At 65.7% G+C, this 19,464-nt stretch carries 14 protein-coding genes; 9 read left to right on the forward strand and 5 right to left on the reverse strand.

Features of this window, described 5'->3' with window-relative positions:
- Positions 1 to 3 precede the first annotated feature (3 nt).
- The 8 genes from ACTIFP_RS03805 to ACTIFP_RS03840 all read left to right on the forward strand — a co-directional run bounded on the left by ACTIFP_RS03805 (position 4) and on the right by ACTIFP_RS03840 (position 11,354).
- Entirely contained in the window at positions 4 to 1,983 is a 1,980-nt protein-coding gene (locus ACTIFP_RS03805) for a serine hydrolase domain-containing protein (protein WP_439567385.1), read from the forward strand.
- Between the two features lie 11 nt (positions 1,984 to 1,994).
- Complete coding sequence (locus tag ACTIFP_RS03810; RefSeq protein WP_439567386.1) at positions 1,995 to 2,987, forward strand: dipeptide epimerase; 993 nt, start codon at positions 1,995 to 1,997, stop codon at positions 2,985 to 2,987.
- An 87-nt stretch (positions 2,988 to 3,074) separates the two neighbouring features.
- Complete coding sequence (locus ACTIFP_RS03815) at positions 3,075 to 4,217, forward strand: dipeptidase (protein WP_439567387.1); 1,143 nt, start codon at positions 3,075 to 3,077, stop codon at positions 4,215 to 4,217.
- A gap of 4 nt (positions 4,218 to 4,221) precedes the next feature.
- A complete protein-coding gene (locus ACTIFP_RS03820; RefSeq protein WP_439567388.1) occupies positions 4,222 to 6,408 on the forward strand; it encodes a TonB-dependent receptor in 2,187 nt (728 codons plus the stop codon).
- 20 nt (positions 6,409 to 6,428) lie between these two features.
- Positions 6,429 to 7,469 (forward strand): DUF1611 domain-containing protein, encoded by a 1,041-nt coding sequence (locus ACTIFP_RS03825; protein ID WP_439567389.1) that lies wholly within the window; start codon positions 6,429 to 6,431, stop codon positions 7,467 to 7,469.
- Positions 7,466 to 8,602, forward strand: a complete 1,137-nt coding sequence (locus ACTIFP_RS03830) for a YkvI family membrane protein (RefSeq protein ID WP_439567390.1) — start codon at positions 7,466 to 7,468, stop codon at positions 8,600 to 8,602. Before ACTIFP_RS03825 ends, ACTIFP_RS03830 begins: the two co-directional genes overlap by 4 nt.
- Positions 8,599 to 10,176: a serine hydrolase gene (locus ACTIFP_RS03835; protein WP_439567391.1), complete on the forward strand. Its 1,578-nt coding sequence runs from the start codon at positions 8,599 to 8,601 to the stop codon at positions 10,174 to 10,176. Before ACTIFP_RS03830 ends, ACTIFP_RS03835 begins: the two co-directional genes overlap by 4 nt.
- Positions 10,173 to 11,354: a dipeptidase gene (locus ACTIFP_RS03840; protein WP_439567392.1), complete on the forward strand. Its 1,182-nt coding sequence runs from the start codon at positions 10,173 to 10,175 to the stop codon at positions 11,352 to 11,354. Before ACTIFP_RS03835 ends, ACTIFP_RS03840 begins: the two co-directional genes overlap by 4 nt.
- Here the strand turns inward: ACTIFP_RS03840 and ACTIFP_RS03845 are convergent, their stop codons facing one another.
- The 5 genes from ACTIFP_RS03845 to kdpF are packed head-to-tail and all read right to left on the reverse strand — an operon-like array spanning position 11,355 to position 16,519.
- Positions 11,355 to 12,065 (reverse strand): response regulator, encoded by a 711-nt coding sequence (locus tag ACTIFP_RS03845; RefSeq protein ID WP_439567393.1) that lies wholly within the window; start codon positions 12,063 to 12,065, stop codon positions 11,355 to 11,357.
- 9 nt (positions 12,066 to 12,074) lie between these two features.
- A complete protein-coding gene (kdpC, locus tag ACTIFP_RS03850) occupies positions 12,075 to 12,662 on the reverse strand; it encodes a potassium-transporting ATPase subunit KdpC (protein WP_439567394.1) in 588 nt (195 codons plus the stop codon).
- Positions 12,663 to 12,672: 10 nt separating this feature from the next.
- A complete protein-coding gene (gene kdpB, locus ACTIFP_RS03855; protein ID WP_439567395.1) occupies positions 12,673 to 14,700 on the reverse strand; it encodes a potassium-transporting ATPase subunit KdpB in 2,028 nt (675 codons plus the stop codon).
- Between the two features lie 13 nt (positions 14,701 to 14,713).
- Positions 14,714 to 16,417: a potassium-transporting ATPase subunit KdpA gene (gene kdpA, locus ACTIFP_RS03860; protein ID WP_439567396.1), complete on the reverse strand. Its 1,704-nt coding sequence runs from the start codon at positions 16,415 to 16,417 to the stop codon at positions 14,714 to 14,716.
- A gap of 12 nt (positions 16,418 to 16,429) precedes the next feature.
- Positions 16,430 to 16,519, reverse strand: coding sequence for a K(+)-transporting ATPase subunit F (gene kdpF / locus ACTIFP_RS03865; protein ID WP_439567397.1), 90 nt, complete (start codon positions 16,517 to 16,519; stop codon positions 16,430 to 16,432).
- Between the two features lie 258 nt (positions 16,520 to 16,777).
- Here kdpF and ACTIFP_RS03870 point away from each other — a divergent pair, with 258 nt between their 5' ends.
- Positions 16,778 to 19,438 (forward strand): DUF4118 domain-containing protein, encoded by a 2,661-nt coding sequence (locus tag ACTIFP_RS03870; protein ID WP_439567398.1) that lies wholly within the window; start codon positions 16,778 to 16,780, stop codon positions 19,436 to 19,438.
- Positions 19,439 to 19,464 lie beyond the last annotated feature (26 nt).

Below are 19,464 nucleotides of genomic sequence, written 5' to 3' on the forward strand. Positions count from 1 at the left end.
GTGATGCGTTTCATCCGCAAGGCGATGATCGGACTGGCGGCGCTCGCGGCACTGCCGCTGGCGGCGCAGGGGCCGCTGCCCGCACCGACCGCGAAGAAAGTCGATACCGCTGCGGCGCCCGCTCCAGCGGCGTCCGCCCGGCCCGTGACGCTCGATGCTACCGACCTGGAGGCGTGGATGGACGGCTATCTGCCCTATGCGCTCGAACGTGCGCGCATTCCGGGTGCGGTCGTGGTGGTGGTGCGCGGCGATCAAGTCGTGCTGCAAAAGGGCTATGGCTTTGCCGATGTCGCCAAGCGCGCGCCGGTGCTTCCCGAAACGACGATGTTCCGTCCCGGATCGGTGTCGAAGCTGCTGACCTGGACCGCGGTGATGCAGCAGGTCGAGGCGGGCAAGATCGACCTCGACAAGGATGTGAACGCCTATCTCGATTTCAAAATTCCGCCCTATCAGGGCAAGCCCGTCACGATGCGCAACATCATGACCCATACCCCGGGGTTCGAGGAATCGGTGCGCCACCTGATCAGCAGCGATCCGAAAGCGGTGATGACGTTGAAGCAGCAGATGCCGCTGGCGCTGCCGCAGCGGGTGTTCGCGCCGGGGACGACACCCGCTTACTCCAATTATGCGACGGCGCTGGCGGGCTATATCGTCGAGCGCGTCAGCGGCGAACCGTTTGACAATTATATCGAAAATCACATCTTCACGCCGCTCCGCATGACGCATTCGACCTTTCGCCAGCCGCTGCCGGCACGCCTCGCGCCGCATATGGCCAAGGGCTATCCCGACGTCACGCAAAAGGCGAAGCCGTTCGAGATCGTCATCCCCGGTCCGGCGGGCAGCCTGTCGGCGAGCGGCGCCGACATGGGCAAGTTCATGATCGCGCACCTCAACGACGGCGCCGGGCTGATGAAACCGGAAACCACGAAACAGATGCATGATTTCAAGGCGCCCGGGGTTGGTCCGCTCAACAGCATGGCGCTCGGTTTCTACGAACAATGGGTCAATGGTCGGCGCGCGATCGCGCATGGCGGCGATACCGTCTGGTTCCACTCCTATCTGTGGCTGTTCCCCGCGGACGACATCGGCGTCTATGTGTCGATGAACAGCGCCGGGACGCAGGGCGATGCGGGGGCGGTGCGCAGCGCGCTGTTCCACAAATTCGCCGATCGTTATTTGCCTGGCGAGGACAAGGCGGGGATCGTCGACGCCAAGACCGCTACCCAGCATGCGCAGATGATGGTGGGCAATTATGTCAGCAGCCGCGGATCGTTCACCAACTTCATGAGCCTGCTGGGCCTGCTGGGGCAGGCGAGCATCACGCTGACCGAAGATGGCAAGATCACCTTCCCCGCGCTCGATGGCCTCGGCGCCGGCGCGCGCGATTGGGTCGAGGTCGAACCCTTTGTGTGGCGCGACCGCGGCACCGGCGAGCGGCTCGCCGCCGAGGTCAAGGATGGCCGCGTCGTGCGCTTCAGCGTCGATGCCGGTTCGCCCTTCATGGTGTTCGAACCCGCCCCGGCGAGCGTCAATGCCGCTTGGCTCAACCCGGCGCTGATCGCTGCGCTCGGCATCGTGCTGCTCGCCGCGCTGGCGTGGCCGGTGCGGGCGCTGGTGCGGCGCAGTTTCAAGGCCGATTTCGCGCTCGAGGGCAAATCGCGGCGGGCGTACCGCCTGTCGCGGGTATTTGCCTGGCTGGTCCTGGCGGCGCTGGCGGGCTGGCTCGGACTCATCGCGGCTTTCTCGGCGGACATCGGCAGCCTCGGCGGCCCGCTCGACTGGCTGATCCATCTGCTGCGTATCCTGACTCCGGTGGCGGCGTTCGGCCTGCTGGCTACTGCCGGCTGGCATCTGTGGCTGACGATCAAGGACAAGCGCCGCTGGACGATGAAGCTCGGCGCGGTGCTGCTCGTGCTAGCGGCGCTGCCACTGGTGTGGGTAACGCTGGTGTTTCACCTCTATGGCTTCGGGATGGTCTATTGATGGCGACGCAAATGACGCAAGAACTGACGCTCGACCTCAGGGTCGAGCGGTTTCCTTACCACCAGCCGTTCCGCATTTCGGGGCATGTCTTCACCGAAACCGCGCTGCTCGTCGCCGAACTGTCCGATGGCACGCATGTCGGGCGCGGCGAGGGGGCGGGGGTCTATTATCTGGGCGACGACATCGACCATATGCTGGCCGAAGCAACGCGGGTGCGCGGCGCGATCGAACGCGGCGCAACGCGCGCCGATTTGCAGCAATTGCTGCCGCCGGGCGGCGCACGGAATGCGCTCGACTGCGCGTTCTGGGATCTGGGGGCAAAGCAGGCGGGGCGACCGGTGTGGGAGCTGGCGGGACTGAAACCGCCGCGCGCGCTGCCCTCGACGCTGACGCTCGGTGCCGACAGCGCGGGCAATATGGCAAAGGCGGCGCTGGCGATCGATCCGGAGGCACCGATCAAGGTCAAGCTCACCGGCGATCTGGGCGACGACATCGCCCGCGTCGTCGCGATCCGCACCGCGCGCCCGCATGCGTGGATCGGGGTCGATGCTAACCAGGGTTATGATATTCGCACCCTGGCGGAACTGCTGCCGGTGCTGGTCCAGACCCGCGTCGCGCAGCTCGAACAGCCGCTGAAACGCGGGCGCGAGGCCGATCTCGACGGGCTGAAACGGCCGCTGCCCTTTGTCGCCGACGAAAGTGCGGTGACGCTCGCCGATACCGCGACGCTCGTCGGCCGCTTCGACGTCGTCAATATCAAGCTCGATAAATGCGGCGGGCTGACCGAGGGGCTGGCGATCGCGCAGCAGGCGCGGCTGCTGGGGCTCGACGTGATGGTGGGCAACATGATGGGAACCAGCCTGTCGATGGCGCCGTCGTTTGTGCTGGGCCAGCAGTGCGACATCGTCGACCTCGACGGGCCGACCTTCCTGGCGCGCGATCGGGTGCCGGGTGTCGAATATCGCGGCGGGATGATTCACTGCGCGCCAGAAATTTGGGGATGATGACAAAATTATGTCCTAAATGGGTTGACAATTTTCTGATTAGGACAATAATCGTCATATTGAAATTTGGTTGAGAGGGAGGCTGGAATGACCGGGTCATTCGCAGTAACGCGCCGCGCGGTCATCGCGGGCGCGGTCGGCGCCGGCTTGTCTGCGCCGATGGTGAACAGGGGGGCATATGCGTTTGCCGCGGCGCCGGGCCGCCGCTATTCGCGCCGCGCCGTCGATGTGGTCGCCGCGTCGCTCGTCATCGACATGCTCGCGCCGCTCAAGATCACGCTGGCGGAGGATTATGTCGCGCACCGGCTGACCGATGCCGAAGCGGCGGAGTTTCGCGCCAGCGGCATCACCGGCTTTCACAACGCTTACGGCCTGGGCGGCCCCGATGCCAAGCAACAGGCGCTGACCTTCCTCGCGGGGTGGCAGGGCTTTGCCGGGCGCAACAGCCATGTGTTCACGCTCGTCGACACCGTTCAGGATCTCGATCGCGCCAAGGCGAACAAGACATGCGCCGTCATCATGGGCATCCAGAATGCAGAGCATTTTGAAAAGATCGAGGATGTCGCGCTGTTCCGTCGCCTCGGCCTGCGCTGCGCGCAGCTCACCTATAACAGCCAGAATTTGATCGGATCGGGCAGCACCGAACGGATCGACGGCGGGGTCAGCGACTATGGCGCCGCGATCATCGCCGAAATGGAAAAGCAGCGCATGCTGGTCGACGTTTCGCATTGCGGTGACAAAACGACCCTGGACGCGATCGAGATCGCGAAGGGACCGATTGCGATCACCCACAGCAACGCGCGCGCGCTCGTCGATCATCCGCGCGTCAAGACCGACACGGCGATCAAGGCGCTGGCGGCCAAGGGCGGGGTGATGGGGATCACCGGGGTGCGGATGTTCGTCCGCACGACCGATCCGACCAATGTCGGGCATATGGCCGACCATATCGACCATGTCGCCAAGCTGGTCGGGATCGATCATGTCGGCATCGGATCGGACGCCGACCTCAACGGCTATGACGACATGAAGCCCGACGAATATGCGCTGCTCAAGGGTAGCTACAAAGGCAGCTACGCCTTTCGCGACAAGATCGACATCGACGGCTTCGATCATCCTTTGAAGGTCTTTGACCTGACCGAGGAGCTGATCCGCCGGGGCTATTCCAACGAAAATATCACGGCCGTGCTGGGGGGCAATTTCCGCCGCCTGCTCGCGCAAGTCTGGGGGTAAGACAATGAACAAGGGACTGTATTTCGCGGCAAGCATGGCCGCATTGATCGCCGCGATGCCGGCGCAAGCACAGGAAGCGGGCGCGGTCGAAGCGGCGGGCGAGATCGTCGTCACCGCGCAAAAGCGCGTCCAGAATGTGCAGGACGTGCCGATTTCGATCGCCGTCGTGAATGGTGAAGAGCTTCAGCAACAGGGCTCGGCATCGCTGGTCGACTATGCGGGATACGTCCCCGGCATGAACGTCAGCAACAGCGGGACGCCCGGCCAGACCACGATCACGCTGCGCGGCGTCGCGCCGCTTAATTCCAGCCAGACCGTCGGCATCTATCTGGACGATGCGCCGGTGGGGTCGAGTGCGATCTACAACCGCGCCGGGGCGTTCACGATCGATCTGATGCCTTATGATCTGGAACGGATCGAAGTGCTGAAGGGACCGCAAGGGACGCTTTATGGCGCCAGCTCGATCGGCGGGCTGGTGAAATATGTCACCGTCCAGCCGAACACCAATGCGTTCAGCGTCAAGGCTGGGGTTGAGGGCTTTGCGATCAAGGGCGGCGACGGGCTGGGCTGGGGCGCGCAAGTGATGGTCAATGTGCCGATCGTGCAGGACAGGCTCGCGGTCAGCGGCAGCTTTGCATGGCGCAGCACGCCGGGCTGGGTGGATAGCGTCAACAACGCCGCGCTGACCGATCAGAATGACTATGAACAGCGGGGCGGTCGCGCGGCGCTGCTGTGGACTCCAACCCCCGAATTCAGCGTGAAGCTGGCTGGCATCTGGCAGTCGCTCGATTCCGAGGGCAACGCGCTCTATGCCGCCGATCTGACCGGTGCGCGGCTTGGCGACGGACGCTCGTTCAACAATTTTGTCCCGGAATCCTTCGACGTCGATCTCGACTATTATTCGGCAACGCTCGACTATGATTTCGGCGTCGCCACGCTGACCTCGGCGACGACCTTCAGCAAGACGCAAAGCGCACAGGTTCAGGATGCCAGCTACGCCTTTGGCGTGCTGTTCCCGCTCCTCACCGGCGGGGCGGTGGCGCCGGGGATTACCCCGTTCCTGCTCGATCTCGGCCTCAAAAAATGGACGCAAGAGGTGCGGCTTGCTTCGCCGAGTGGCGGTCGCTTCGAGTGGCTGATCGGCGGCTTCTTCACCGACGAGACGACGAGCAATTCGCAGCTTGTCCGCTCGTTCGACATGGCGGGCAATCCCGTCCCCGGGCTCGACCCGCTGGCGATTGTCGGGCTGCCCGCGACGTACAAGGAATATGCGATCTTCGGCAACGCCACGTTCAAGCTGAGCGAGCAGTTTGAAATCACCGGCGGGCTGCGTTGGGCGCGCAATAAGCAGACCTTCCGCCAGATCAGCTCGGGCGCCATCGTCCCACAGGCCGATGATCCCGGCGAATCGGCCGAAAGCGTGTTCACCTATTCGATCAGCCCGCAGTTCCACATCAACGACGACGCGATGCTCTATGCGCGCCTTGCGACCGGTTATCGCCCCGGCGGACCGAACGTCATCGTGCCTAACGTCCCGCCGACGGTCGATGCCGACCGCATGAAGAACTATGAAATCGGACTGAAGGCCGACTTCGCCGATCGTTTGGTTTCGGTCGATGTCGCGCTGTTCCTGATGGACTGGACCGACATCCAGGTCGTGCGCTCGTTCGGCGGCGTGTCGGGCGGGGCAAATGGCGGCAAGGCGCGCAGCAAGGGGATCGAGGGTAGCTTCGCGCTGCGTCCGACCCCCGGGCTGACGATCAGCGCCACCGGCAGCTACACCGACGCCACGCTCAGCGAGGATGTGCCTGACATCAGCGGCGTCGACGGCGACCGCTTGCCCGCGGTGCCGAAATTCAGCGGCGCGCTGCGCGCCGATTATGAATTCGAACTGGGTAACGGCAACAAGGGCAGCTTCGGCGCCGGCATTCGCCACGCCAGCAACCGGCTGTCGCTGGTCGAAAGCGACCCGCTGGTCGCGACCGCCAAACCCTATACGTCGGTCGATCTCAACGCCTCGATCACGTTCAACGACCATTGGACTTTGCGTGCTTATGCCCGCAACCTGCTCGACAATCACGGTGAGATGGCGCGATCGACCTTTGCCAACGGGCTCAACCAGCCTAGCTTCCTTGGCATTTCGCCGCTTCAGCCGCGGACCGTTGGTGTCGCGCTCGACATGGCCTTTTGAACGGATAGGAGTTGGAAACGATGAACGCGCCCATCGGCAGGCTGGAGGGCAGCCTGATCCTGCCGCAGCCCTATCTGCTGTTCCTCGGCGACACGACCGAGGCGGGCTATGCCAAGACCGCCTTTGGTCTGGCCGACTGGGCGGCCGACCGCTGCGTCGGCGAGCTTACGATCGGCGGCTGTACCGTCACCACCGGCCTGCCGCCGATGTCACCCGCCGAGGCGCGGGCGGCGGGCGCGCGCTCGCTGGTGATCGGGGTGGCGAACCAGGGCGGGGTCATCGGCGACAGCTGGATCGCCGCGCTGGTCGAGGCGATGGAGGCGGGGCTCGACATCGTCAGCGGGCTGCACGTCCGATTGGGCAGCCTGCCCGCGTTGGCGGAGGCGGCGAAGCGCACCGGCCAGCGGCTCATCGACGTGCGGACGCCGCCGCCGTCGATCCCGATCGGCAACGGCCGCAAACGCAGCGGCAAACGGCTGCTGACGGTCGGGACCGACTGTGCGCTCGGCAAGAAATATACCGCGCTGGCGCTGCACCGCGCGTTTGCCCTGCGCGGGATCGACGCGGATTTTCGCGCCACCGGCCAGACGGGCATCATGATCGCCGGCGGCGGTATGCCGATGGACGCGGTGGTTTCGGATTTCGAGGCGGGCGCGGCAGAGATTCTCAGCCCCGACGCGCCCGATAGCCATTGGGATCTGATCGAGGGGCAGGGGTCGATCTTTAACCCCGCCTATGCCGCGGTGTCGCTCGGCCTGCTCCACGGCAGCCAGCCCGACGTCTTCGTCGTCTGCCACGATCCGACGCGCAAGGTGATCCTGGGCATGGAAAGTTTCGCGCTACCCTCGATCGAGGAGGTGATCGACCTGACGATACGCCTCGGTAGCCGCACCAACCCGGCGATCCGCTGCGGCGGGGTCAGCCTCAACACATCCAGCTATGACCCCGACGCCGCCGAAGCGCTGATGGCGGCGGAGCGCCAGCGGCTCGGCCTGCCCGTCACCGACCCGATCCGCGGCGGCGTTTCCTTCGACGCGCTCGTTGAAAATATTCTCGCGTGAGTGTGGGCGAGACGGGCGGCGGGTCGAGCTGGTTCCAGCGCTTCCTGCTGCCCGGTTTTGCGCTGAAAGCGGTCATCATCGGCGGCGGGTACGCGACCGGGCGCGAACTGGCCGAATATTTCGTGCCGTCGGGGCCATGGGGCGGGCTTGCCGCGATGCTGCTCGCAACTTTGGTGTGGAGCATCGTTGCGGCGATCACCTTTGCACTCGCGCGGTCGCTCGGTGCCTATGATTATCGCAGTTTCTTCAAAGGACTTCTCGGTCCCGGCTGGATTGCTTTCGAGGTCGCGTATCTGATCTTCGTCGTCCTGATCCTCGCGGTGTTCGGCGCCGCAGCGGGGGCGATCGGCGCCGCGACCTTTGGCTGGCCCGAAGTGGCGGGGTCGGTGCTGCTCGCGGTCGCGATTGTGGCGGTGGTGGCGTGGGGTACCGGCGCGGTCGAGCAGTTGTTCAAATATGTCTCGTTCCTGCTCTACGCGGTGTACGGCCTGTTCCTGATCCTCGCGCTCGCCAGTTTCGGCGGTCTGATCGGGCAGGGGTTCGCCAATGCACCGCCACCGTCGGGCAACTGGATGGCGGGCGGGCTGACCTATGCCAGCTACAACATCGTCGGCGCGGTGGTGATCTTGCCGGTGCTGCGCCACCTGACCAGCCAGCGCGACGCGGTGGTTGCAGGGCTGATCGCGGGGCCGCTGTCGATGCTGCCCGCGATCCTGTTCTTCGTTGCGATGATGGCCTTTTATCCGGCGATCGGCGCTGAAACGCTGCCGTCCGATTTCCTGCTCCGCCAGATGACGGTGCCGGGGTTCCATATCCTGTTCCAGGTGATGATCTTTGCCGCGTTGCTCGAAAGCGGGGCGGGGGCGGTGCACGCGATCAACGAACGGATTTCGGGCGCGGTCGAAAGCCGCGGGCGGCCCGCGTTGACGCCGACCGCGCGCGCGATCATCGGTGCGATCATCCTGACCGGCTGCATGTTTGTCGCGGGTCGCATCGGGCTCGTCGACCTGATTGCCAGCGGCTATCGCTTCCTCGCCTGGTTGTTCCTGATCGTCTTTGTCGCGCCGCTGCTGACCATCGGCGTCTGGCGCCTGCTGCGCCCCGCTCCCGTTCGAATGGAGACTCTGCCATGAAAGTCGTCCGCCTGCTTGCCGTGACGTTGATGCTGTCGGTCGCGGCGCCCGTCTGGGCCGAACCGCCCAAAGACATCGCGGAAACGGTCGAATCCTTGCGCCAGAAAATCGGCGCGCCCGGCGTGTCGATCGCGATCGTCGAGGATGGCAAGACGACGCTGTCGCGCGGCTGGGGCGTTCGCAAGCTCGGCGAGCGCGCGCCGGTCGACAAACAGACTTTGTTCCAGACCGGGTCGACCGGCAAGGCGATGACCGCCGCGGCGCTCGCGATCCTGGTCGACGAAGGCAAGATCGCGTGGGACGATCCGGTCATCAAACATATGCCGTGGTTCCGCATGCACGATGCCTGGGTGACCCGCGAGATCACGATCCGCGACCTGCTCGTCCATCGCAGCGGGCTGGGGCTAGGGCAGGGCGATCTGATGTTCGTGCCGCGCACCAACCTGACCCGCAAGCAGACCGTCGAGCGCGTCGCTTACCTCAAGCCGCAGACCAGTTTCCGCTCGGCCTATGCCTATGACAATATCCTCTACGCCGTCGCCGGCCAGTTGATCGAGGAGGTCACCGGCCAGACGTGGGAGGTGTTCATGCGCGATCGCGTCCTGCGCCCCGGCGGCCTGAAGGACGGGACGAGCGACAGCGAGGACCGCTTTCGCATTCCCAACCGCTCATGGCCGCATGCGCGTCTCTCGGGCGCCTTGCGCGGGCTGGGTCCGCAGCAGGCGCTGGATGAACGTGACGAACTTGGCCGCAATGGCGCGCCCGCCGGTGGGCTTGCGCTGAGCGCCGACGACATGGCGGCGTGGCTCAAGGTCCAGCTGGCTTACGGGGTGCTGCCGAACGGCAAGCGGCTGTTCAGCGAAGCGCAGGCCAAAGAGATGTGGGCGCCGGTCACCCCGATGCCGATCACCCCGCTGCCCGACAGCCTGAAGCCCGCGCAGCCGAACCAGCAAGCCTATGCCCTTGGCTGGCAGGTACAGGATTATCGCGGTCACCGTATCGTCCAGCACAGCGGCGGCGTGTTTGGGTCGATTACCCGCGTCGTGATGATCCCCGACAAAAATGTCGGCTTTGCGATCATGATAAACAGCGAAGACAGCGGGATGCTCCTCGGCCTCTATTTCGACCTGCTCGACCATTATCTCGATCAACCCGACTATGGCTGGATCGACAAATGGGAGAGCTGGTATCAATCGCGCCTCGCGGGCGGGGTGGAATATCTGAAGCAGACGCAAGCCGCACCGGTCAAATCGGGGCCGTCGCTTGCGCTGCCGGGTTATGCCGGGCGGTACCGCGATCCTTGGTATGGCGATGTGGTGGTCGGCTCGGCGGCGACCGGGCTGACGATCGATTTCAGCTCGACGCCGCGGATGGCGGGGCGGCTCAAACATTGGCAATATGACAGCTTCGTCACCGATTTCGATGACCCGGCGATCGAACCCGCTTATGTCACCTTCGCGCTCGATGCCGACGGCAAGGTGACCGGCGTGACGATGAAGGCGGTGAGCAAGATCGCTGACTTTAGCTGGGATTATCACGATCTCGACCTGAAGCCGGTGGGGGAGAAGAAGTGAGGCCTTTCGCGATCCTGCTGACCGCCACCGCACTATCGGCTTGCTCGACCGGCGAGGAGGCGGCGAAGGCGCCCGAGGCACCGCTGCACAGCCGGATGCTGGTGCTCGACACCCACCTCGACACCCCACTGCATTTCGAGCGGCAGGGGTGGAGCTTTGCCGACCGCCACGGCCCGACCGACGATATGGTCCAACTCGACATTCCGCGGATGCAGGACGGCAATCTCGATGGCGGCTTTTTCGTCATCTACACCGAACAGGGGGCGCTCGATGCAAAGGGCTATGCCGACGCGCTTGCCTTTGCGCGGGCGCGCTCGGACCTGATCGACGCGACGATCACCAAGCATGGCGATGCGATCGGCGCCGCGCGCACAGTAGCCGATGCGCGGACGCTAACCAAGGCGGGCAAGCTCATCGCCTTCAAGTCGATGGAAAACAGCTATCCGCTTGGCGACGACGTCGCGCTGCTCGCCGAATTCCACCAAAAGGGTGTCCGCATGGCGGGGCCGGTGCATTCCAGGACCAACCAGTTCGCCGACAGCGCGACTGGCGAGGCGCGCTGGAACGGCCTCAGTCCGCTCGGCCAACGGTGGGTGGCAGAGATGAACCGGCTGGGGATCGTCATCGACGCCAGCCATGCCTCGGATGCGGCCTTCGACCAGCTGCTGGCGCTGTCTGCCTACCCGATTATCCTGTCGCACTCCAGCCTGCGCTCGGCGAACGATCATCCGCGCAACCTCGACGAAGCGCGGCTCAAGGCGCTCGCGGCGAAGGGCGGCGCAATGTGCATTTCGACGATCTTCATGTCGGATATGAACATGACCCCGGCACGCGGCGCGCTGTTCGGACAATATGAGCGAATCGGCACCCTGGCACCCGCCGAGCAGGCCGAACTCAACCGTAAATGGCGCGCGCTCGACAAGGTCGAGCCGCTATGGGCGGCCGATTTCGAGCAATATATGACGATGGTGCTGCGCGCGATCGAGGTCGGCGGGGTGGACCATATCTGCTTCGGCGCCGACTGGGATGGCGGCGGCGGCCTGGCCGGGATCGAGGATATTTCGGCGTTGCCCAAGGTGACCGAGCAGCTGAAAGCGGCGGGCTATTCGGACGGCGATATCGAAAAAATGTGGAGCGGCAACATCCTGCGCATCCTGGCGGCGCAGCAGGCGCGCTGATCAATCAGGCTTGGCATTGCGCAGCGACAGGCGATAACCCACCGCGAGTTCGTTGACGATCAGCCGCGGGCGTGCCGGATCGGCCTCGAGCTTCTGACGCAGGCCGCGCACCGCGATCCGCAGATATTCGACGCGCTCGGCATGCGCCGGTCCCCACACCGCCTTGAGCAGCTGCGCATGGCTCAGCACGCGGTCGGGGCGCTGCGCGAGTTCGGCGAGCACGCCATATTCTTTGGGCGTCAGATGCACTTCGCCGCCGCCGCGCTCGACGCGGCGGTGGTCCAGATCGATGCGCAGGTCGCCGGTTTCGATCACCGAAACCGCTTCCCCCGCCGCGCTCGCCCGCTGATGGCGCAGCGTTGCCCGGATCCGCGCCAGCAGTTCGTCGGTGTCGAACGGCTTGGTCAGATAATCGTCGGCGCCCAGATCGAGCGCCGCGACCTTTTCGGCGCTGTCGTCGCGCGCCGAAACGACGATGATTGTTGCCGCCGACCGCTGGCGAACCGGGCCGATCAGCTCGAGCCCGTCGCGGTCGGGCAGGCCAAGGTCGAGCAGCACGACATCGGGCTTTTCGATGTCGAGCAGCGCCAGCGCCGCGCGCGCGTCGGCCGCCTCGGCCACCTCATGCCCGGCGCGCTGCATCGTCGCGCGCAGCAGCCGCCGGATATGCGCGTCGTCCTCGACGATCAGGATTTTCGCGGGGCCCGGCATCGCACCGCTTTAGCTTTGCGGGCGGGCGCGGTCGAGGGCGCGATTGAGCAGCAGGACATTGACCCGCGGCTCGCCAAAAAAGCCTAGCGCCGGATGCTCGACGGCGGCCGTGACCAGCGCCCGGACCTGCGCGGCGGGAAGACCGCGGGCCGCGGCAACCCGGTTCACCTGCGAAAAAGCCGCCTCGGGGCTGATATGGGGGTCGAGCCCCGAGGCAGAGGTCGTCACCAGGTCAGGCGGGACGTTGGAGCCCGGTGTCGTTTCGGAAAGGGTGGCGACGTCGGCCTTGACGCGGTCTGTGAGCGCCTGGGCGGCGGGGCCGAGGTTCGATCCAGCCGAGGCAGCGGCGTCATAGCCGTCGGCGCCCGCGGCGGAGGGGCGGCCGCGAAAATAGGTCGGCCCGGCAAATTTCTGGCCGATCAGTTCGGAGCCGATGACGGTGTCGCCGTCGCGGATCAGGCTGCCGTTGGCCTGCGACGGGAACAGAGTCTGGCCGATCCCGGTCAGCGCGAGCGGGTAGGCGATGCCGAGCAGCGCGGCGAACAGCAGGGTCAGCACCAGCGCGGGGCGGACGGCGGATTTGAGGTCGTTGAACATGGATTTGTCCTTAAGCGAGGTTGAGGCCGGACACGGCGAGGTCGATCAGCTTGATGCCGACGAACGGCGCGACGAGGCCGCCAAGACCGAAGACCGACAGGTTGCGCGCGAGCAGCTGGCCCGCGGGCATCGGTCGGTAGCGCACGCCCTTGAGCGCGAGCGGGACGAGGCACGGGATGATCAGCGCGTTGAAGATGATCGCCGACAGCACCGCGCTTTCGGGCGTCGCCAGCCCCATCACGTTGAGCACCCCGAGCTGCGGATAGAGGACGACGAAGATCGCGGGGATGATGGCGAAATATTTGGCGACATCGTTGGCGACCGAGAAGGTCGTCAGCGCGCCGCGCGTCATCAGCAATTGCTTGCCGAGGCCAACCACCTCGATCAGCTTGGTCGGATCGCTGTCGAGGTCGACCATATTGCCCGCCTCGCGCGCCGCCTGCGTCCCCGTGTTCATCGCCACGCCGACGTCGGCCTGGGCGAGGGCGGGGGCGTCGTTGGTGCCGTCGCCGCACATCGCGACCAACCGGCCTTCGCTCTGTTCGCGGCGGATCAATGCCAGCTTGTCCTCGGGGGTCGCCTGCGCCAGGAAATCGTCGACCCCGGCCTCGGCGGCGATGGCCGCGGCGGTCAGCGGGTTGTCGCCGGTGATCATCACGGTGCGGATGCCCATCTTGCGCAGCTCGCCGAAGCGTTCGCGCACCCCCGCCTTGACGACGTCCTTCAGGTGGATCGCGCCGAGCAGACGGCCATCGCGGACGACGGCGAGCGGGGTGCCGCCCGAGCGCGCGATTTCTTCGGTGATCTTGCGCAGTTCGACCACCGCGGCGTTTTCGCCCTGCGGATGCGCTTTCAGCACCGAGTCCACCGCGCCTTTCTGGATCGTGACACCGGCGACGACGACCCCCGACAGGCGGGTCTGCGCGGTGAAGGGAATGACTTCCGACCCCGCGGGCAGCGTTTCGACGCGGATCGCATAGCGTTCGCGTGCCAGCGCGACGACCGAGCGCCCCTCGGGGGTTTCGTCGGCAAGGCTCGACAGCAGCGCGGCTTCGGCCAGCCGGTCGATTTCGATCCCGGCAAGCGGGCGAAACTCGCTCGCCTGACGGTCGCCGATGGTGATCGTCCCGGTCTTGTCGAGCAGCAGCACATCGACGTCGCCCGCCGCCTCGACCGCGCGCCCCGATTTGGCGAGCACGTTGAAGCGCACGAGCCGGTCCATGCCCGCGATGCCGATCGCCGACAACAAGGCTGCGATAGTGGTCGGGATCAGCGTGATCAGCAGCGCCGCGAGCAGCACCACCGGCACCGAACCGCCTGCATAGGACGCAAAGCCGGGGATCGTCGATACTGCGATCAGAAAGATGATCGTCAGCCCGACGAGCAGGATGGTCAGCGCGATCTCGTTCGGGGTCTTGCGGCGCTCGGCGCCTTCGACGAGCGCGATCATGCGGTCGAGGAATCCCTGTCCGGGCTCGGCGGTAACCTGCACCTTGATGCGGTCCGAAATCACCCGCGTGCCCGCGGTGACCGCGCTGCGGTCGCCGCCCGCCTCGCGGATCACCGGCGCACTTTCGCCGGTGATCGCGGCTTCGTTGACCGATGCGACACCTTCGATCACCTCGCCGTCGGCGGGGATCAGGTCGCCGGTTTCCACCAGCACGATCTCGCCCTTTTCCAATTGGCTCGCGGCGACGATCTCATACGTATCGCCGACCCCCAGCATTAGCTTTGCCTTCAGTTCCGCCTTAGTCGCGCGGAGAGAGGCGGCCTGCGCCCGCCCGCGTCCTTCGGCCAGCGCCTCGGCAAAGGTGCCGAACAGCACGGTGAGCCACAGCCAGACGACAAGCTGGATTTCAAAGCCGATCGGCAAACCGGGTTCGCCGATGACGAGCAAAACGGTCAGCAGCATCGCGACGACTGCGGTGACAAACATCACCGGGTTGCGGACCAACTGCCGCGGGTCGAGCTTGCGCACCGCATCGCGCATCGCGGGAATGACAAGGGCGGCGCTGAACATCGAAGTGGGAGCGTTCATGGCTGTATATCCGTCAGAAAAGCTGGCCGCTGGTCACCGCGAGGTGATCGGCGATGGGACCGAGCGCGAGGCTGGGCAGGAAGGTGAGACCGCCAAGGATCAGGATGACCCCGACGAGCAGCCCGACCCACAGCCCGCCGGTGGTGGGGAAAGAGCCGCTGGTCGCGGGGACATGCCGTTTGGCGGCCAGGCTGCCCGCGATGGCGAGCGCCGGGACGATCACGAAGAAGCGCCCGAGCCACATCGCGACGCCCAGCATCCCGTTGTAGAAGGGCGTGCCCGCGGTCAGTCCGGCAAAAGCCGACCCATTGTTCCCGGCGCTCGACGTGAAGGCGTAAAGGATCTCCGAAAAGCCATGCGGTCCCTTGTTGAGCGGACCTGCGAGGCCCGCGGGCACGACACTGGCGATCGCGGTGAAGCCCAGGATGACGAGCGGCAGGATCGCGATCGCGAGCACCGCAAGCTTGACCTCGCGCGCCTCGATCTTTTTCCCGACATATTCGGGGGTACGCCCGACCATCAGCCCGGCAACGAATACCGCCAGGATCGCAAATAACAGGAAGCCATAGATGCCCGCGCCGACGCCGCCGACGACGATTTCGCCGAGCTGCATGTTGAACAGCGGGATCATGCCGCCAAGCGCGGTAAAGCTGTCGTGCATTGCATTGACCGCGCCGCACGAGGCGGCGGTGGTGACGACCGCGAACAGCGCGGAGGCGGCGATGCCGAAGCGCACCTCCTTGCCCTCCATATTGCCGCCCGCAACCCCCAGCTGGTGCAGCATCGGATTGCCCGCGGCTTCCTGCCAATAGGTGACGGTGACCCCTGCGATGAACAGCACGCCCATCGCGGCGAGGATTGCCCAGCCCTGGCGGGTGTCGCCGACCGCCTTGCCGAAACACCAGGTCATTCCGACGCCGATTGCAAAGATCGACAGCATCTGGACCAGGTTGGTGAGCGCGGTGGGGTTTTCGAACGGATGCGCGCTGTTGGCGTTAAAGAAGCCACCACCATTGGTGCCGAGCATCTTGATCGCTTCCTGGCTCGCGACCGGGCCGAGCGCGATCGTTTGCTTGACGCCCTCCAGCGTGGTCGCGTCGATCGAACCCGCCAGCGTCTGCGGCACCCCGCTCGCGATCAGAAAGATCGCATAGACGATGCAGATCGGCAGCAGCAGATAGAGGGTGACGCGCGTCGTATCGGCCCAGAAATTGCCGATCGTCTTCATCTCGCGCCGCGCGAAACCACGGAACAGCGCGAAAGCGATCGCGATGCCGGTCGCCGCCGACAGGAAATTGTGGATCGTCAGGCCCAGCATCTGCGACAGGTTCGACATCGTCGTCTCGCCCGCGAACCACTGCCAGTTGGTGTTGGTCGTAAAGCTGACTGCGGCGTTGAATGCGCCATCGGCGCCGACCGCGCCAAATCCTTGCGGATTGCCCGGCAGCACGCCCTGCAACCGCAGGATCGCGTAAGTGAACAGCAGCAGCACGACGTTGAACAACAGCATGTGCAGCGCGTAACGCCGCCAGCCCTGCTCCTCATGGGGATCGATCCCCGCGAGGCGATAAAAACCGCGCTCGACCGGGCCGAACACCCGGTGCAGCGGGGTGATGCGTCCTTCGTAGAGCGCAAACAGCCACATCCCCATCGGCTTGGCGAGCGCGAGGGTGATGGCGACGAAGAGGAGGATCAAGCCCCAGCCAGCGACGGTCATGTCAGGTTCCGATCAGAAACGCTCGGGCCGCAACAGGACGGCGAGCAGATAGACGAGGAGGGCGGCGGCAGTGACGCCGGCGAGGATCAGCGAGCTGTTCATCGGTTACGCTCCGTCGCAAAGGCGCGCATAACCGAGCGTCGCTGCAAAGAGCAGGGCGATGAGGCCGAGCCACAAAATGTCGGACATGGATATTCTCCGGCGAAGGGGACTCCAGCGGGAGCCGGTCAGGATGTGGGCGCCGCTACGCCCCTTCGCCGTAAAGTTTCGCGGGCGAATCCGACGATCGGCATAAAGTTTCCATAAAGCCGGGACGTCGCGCGCTTGGCGCTGGCGCCCGCCTTCGGCTAAGCCCGGCGTATGCCGACCCCTGTTTCCCCGGAAAAACGACCTTCGCCCGAGGCGTTGCTGCGCCAGGCGCGGCGCGAGGACCGCGGCGAGCTCAAGATTTTCCTCGGTGCCGCGCCGGGGGTCGGCAAAACCTATGCGATGCTGGCCGAGGGCGCCGCGCTCAAACGCGACGGGGTTGATGTTGTCGTCGCGGTGGTCGAAACCCATGGCCGTGCCGAAACCCAGGCGTTGCTCGACGGGCAGGAAATCGTCGCGCGGCGCGAGGTCGAATATCGCGGCCGGACGCTGACCGAAATGGACCTCGACGCCGTGCTCCGCCGCGCCCCCGCGCTCGCGCTGGTCGATGAATATGCCCACACCAATGTCGAAGGCAGCCGCCACGCCAAGCGCTGGCAGGATGTCGCCGAACTGCTCGACGCGGGGATCGACGTCTATACGACGCTCAACATCCAGCACGTCGAAAGCCTCAACGACGTTGTTGCCAGCTTTACCCGCGTCCGCGTGCGTGAAACGGTGCCCGACAGCGTGTTTGAGGGCGCCGAGATCAAGCTCGTCGACCTGCCGCCCGACGAACTGATCGACCGGTTGAAAGACGGCAAAGTCTATGTGCCGCAAGAGGCATCACGCGCGCTCGGCCATTTCTTTTCCAAACCGAACCTGTCGGCACTGCGCGAAATGGCGCTGCGCCGCGCGGCGCTCAGCGTCGATCGCCAGATGCTGCACGATCTTGATGCCAGCGGCGTTGCAGGCACCTATGCGGCGGGCGAGCGTATTCTTGTGGCGATTAGCGAGCAGCCGGGGGTCGACGCGCTGGTGCGGACCGCGAAACGGCTTGCCGATGGGCTGAACGCGCCGTGGACCGCAGTGCATATCGAAACCCCGCGCAGCGAAAATTTCGACGAGGAGACCAGGCGCCGGATTGCCGCGGCGCTGTCGCTCGCCGCGACGCTCGGCGCGACGATTGCGACTATCCCATCGGAAAATGTCATCGCCGGGCTGCGCAGCCAGATCGAGGCGCAGCGCGCGACGCAGCTGATCATCGGCCGCTCGCAGCGCAGCTGGTGGTTCGAACTGCGCCACGGATCGGTGGTCGAAAGCCTCATTCGCGGCACGCAGGATCTGGCGGTGCACGTCATTCCGTCGCCGCAGACCGCGACCGCCGAAAGCTGGTGGCGCGGCTGGATACGGGGCTGGGGGCGGCCGCAGGCCTATGCGGCGTCGCTGCTGCTCATTGCGGCGACGACGCTGCTCGCGAAATTTGCCGAGCCGATGATCGGACGCGGCGCGATCGATCTGCTCTACCTGGTCCCGGTCATCGTCACCGCGACGCTTTATGGCCTGCGTCCCGGGCTGTTCGCCAGCATCGCCGCCGCTTTGGCGTTCAACTTCTTTTTCCTCGACCCCATCCACACCTTCACCATCGCCGACCCGCAAAGCGTGTTGACGATGCTGGTGCTGACCGGGGTGGCGGCGGTCACCAGCAACCTTGCCGGACGGCTGCGGACGCGCGCGCGCATCGGGGTACGCAGCGCCGAGGAAAATGCCTCGCTGGCGGCGTTCGGACAGATGCTGGCGCGCGCGTCGGACCGCGAGGCGACCGCGGCCGCGACCTGCGACGAGGTGTCGCGCCTGCTTGGCGTGCGCTGTGTCATGCTTGCCGAGGCGGACAATGTGCTCAGCCCGATCGTTGCCCGCCCGCGCGAGGCGGTGATCTCGCCGATCGATCAGGCCGCCGCCGAATGGGCGTGGAGCAGCGGCGAACCCGCCGGGCGCGGCACCGGCACCTTGCTCGCGTCCGACTGGCAATTCCACCCGCTCAAGACCAGCCTCGGCGTCCTCGCGGTGCTCGGCATCGCGCGCGACGATGACAGCGCGCCGGTCGCCGCCGACAAGGCAACTTTGCTCTCGACCCTGATCGGGCAGGCGGCGCTCGCGCACGAGCGCCTGTATCTCGAGGACGAGATGCGCAGCCTGTCGGTGCTCGAAGAGCGCGACCGGCTGCGCGCCGCGCTGCTGTCGTCGATCGGCCACGATCTGCGCACCCCGCTGACTGGGGTGACCGCGGCGATCGAGGCGATCGGCGCCGAACATCCGGGCGCCCGCTCGCTGCCGACGGCGCGCGCCGAATTGTCGCGGCTGCGCCGCTTTCTCGACAATCTGATCGAACTGGTGCGGATCGACGCGGGCGGCATCCATCTCAGCCTGGCGTCGGTCGACCTGACCGATGCGGTCGCCGGGGTCGTCCATGACCTGAAAGACATGCTGCGCGGGCATCATATCGATTTTCAGGTTCCTGCCAGCCTGCCGTTCGTCAAGACCGACGAGCGGCTGCTCCATCATATCCTGCTCAACCTGGTCGCCAATGCGGTCCAGCACGGCGGCAACGCGGGGCCGATCTCGATCGTCGGACGCCGCACCCCCGACGCGCTGCTGCTGACCGTCCGCGATCGCGGCGCCGGGCTGGAACCGGGAAGCGAAACTGCAATTTTCGATACCTTTGCGCAGGGTGCAGGCACCGACCGGCACGGCGGCAGCGGGTTGGGGCTGGCGATTGCCAAGGGTTTCGCCGACGCGCTGGGGATCGGCATCGCAGCCGCCAATCACCCCGACGGCGGCGGCGCGTTCACGCTGACCTTTCCCGACAAGCTGGTCGTGGCGATGGCTGACTAGGGGCCGACCGCAGCGCCATAAGCGCT

This window comes from Sphingopyxis sp., assembly GCF_051861155.1.
Lineage (GTDB): Bacteria > Pseudomonadota > Alphaproteobacteria > Sphingomonadales > Sphingomonadaceae > Sphingopyxis.

Bases quoted from the DNA above. Each gene is read 5' to 3' on its own strand.
- ACTIFP_RS03845 (WP_439567393.1), bottom strand. From the start codon at position 12,065: ATGCCGGGCCCCGCGAAAATCCTGATCGTCGAGGACGACGCGCATATC.
- ACTIFP_RS03835 (WP_439567391.1), top strand. From the start codon at position 8,599: ATGAAAGTCGTCCGCCTGCTTGCCGTGACGTTGATGCTGTCGGTCGCG.
- kdpC (WP_439567394.1), bottom strand. From the start codon at position 12,662: ATGTTCAACGACCTCAAATCCGCCGTCCGCCCCGCGCTGGTGCTGACC.
- kdpA (WP_439567396.1), bottom strand. From the start codon at position 16,417: ATGACCGTCGCTGGCTGGGGCTTGATCCTCCTCTTCGTCGCCATCACC.
- kdpF (WP_439567397.1), bottom strand. From the start codon at position 16,519: ATGAACAGCTCGCTGATCCTCGCCGGCGTCACTGCCGCCGCCCTCCTC.
- kdpB (WP_439567395.1), bottom strand. From the start codon at position 14,700: ATGAACGCTCCCACTTCGATGTTCAGCGCCGCCCTTGTCATTCCCGCG.
- ACTIFP_RS03815 (WP_439567387.1), top strand. From the start codon at position 3,075: ATGACCGGGTCATTCGCAGTAACGCGCCGCGCGGTCATCGCGGGCGCG.
- ACTIFP_RS03810 (WP_439567386.1), top strand. From the start codon at position 1,995: ATGACGCAAGAACTGACGCTCGACCTCAGGGTCGAGCGGTTTCCTTAC.
- ACTIFP_RS03805 (WP_439567385.1), top strand. From the start codon at position 4: ATGCGTTTCATCCGCAAGGCGATGATCGGACTGGCGGCGCTCGCGGCA.
- ACTIFP_RS03820 (WP_439567388.1), top strand. From the start codon at position 4,222: ATGAACAAGGGACTGTATTTCGCGGCAAGCATGGCCGCATTGATCGCC.
- ACTIFP_RS03825 (WP_439567389.1), top strand. From the start codon at position 6,429: ATGAACGCGCCCATCGGCAGGCTGGAGGGCAGCCTGATCCTGCCGCAG.
- ACTIFP_RS03870 (WP_439567398.1), top strand. From the start codon at position 16,778: ATGCCGACCCCTGTTTCCCCGGAAAAACGACCTTCGCCCGAGGCGTTG.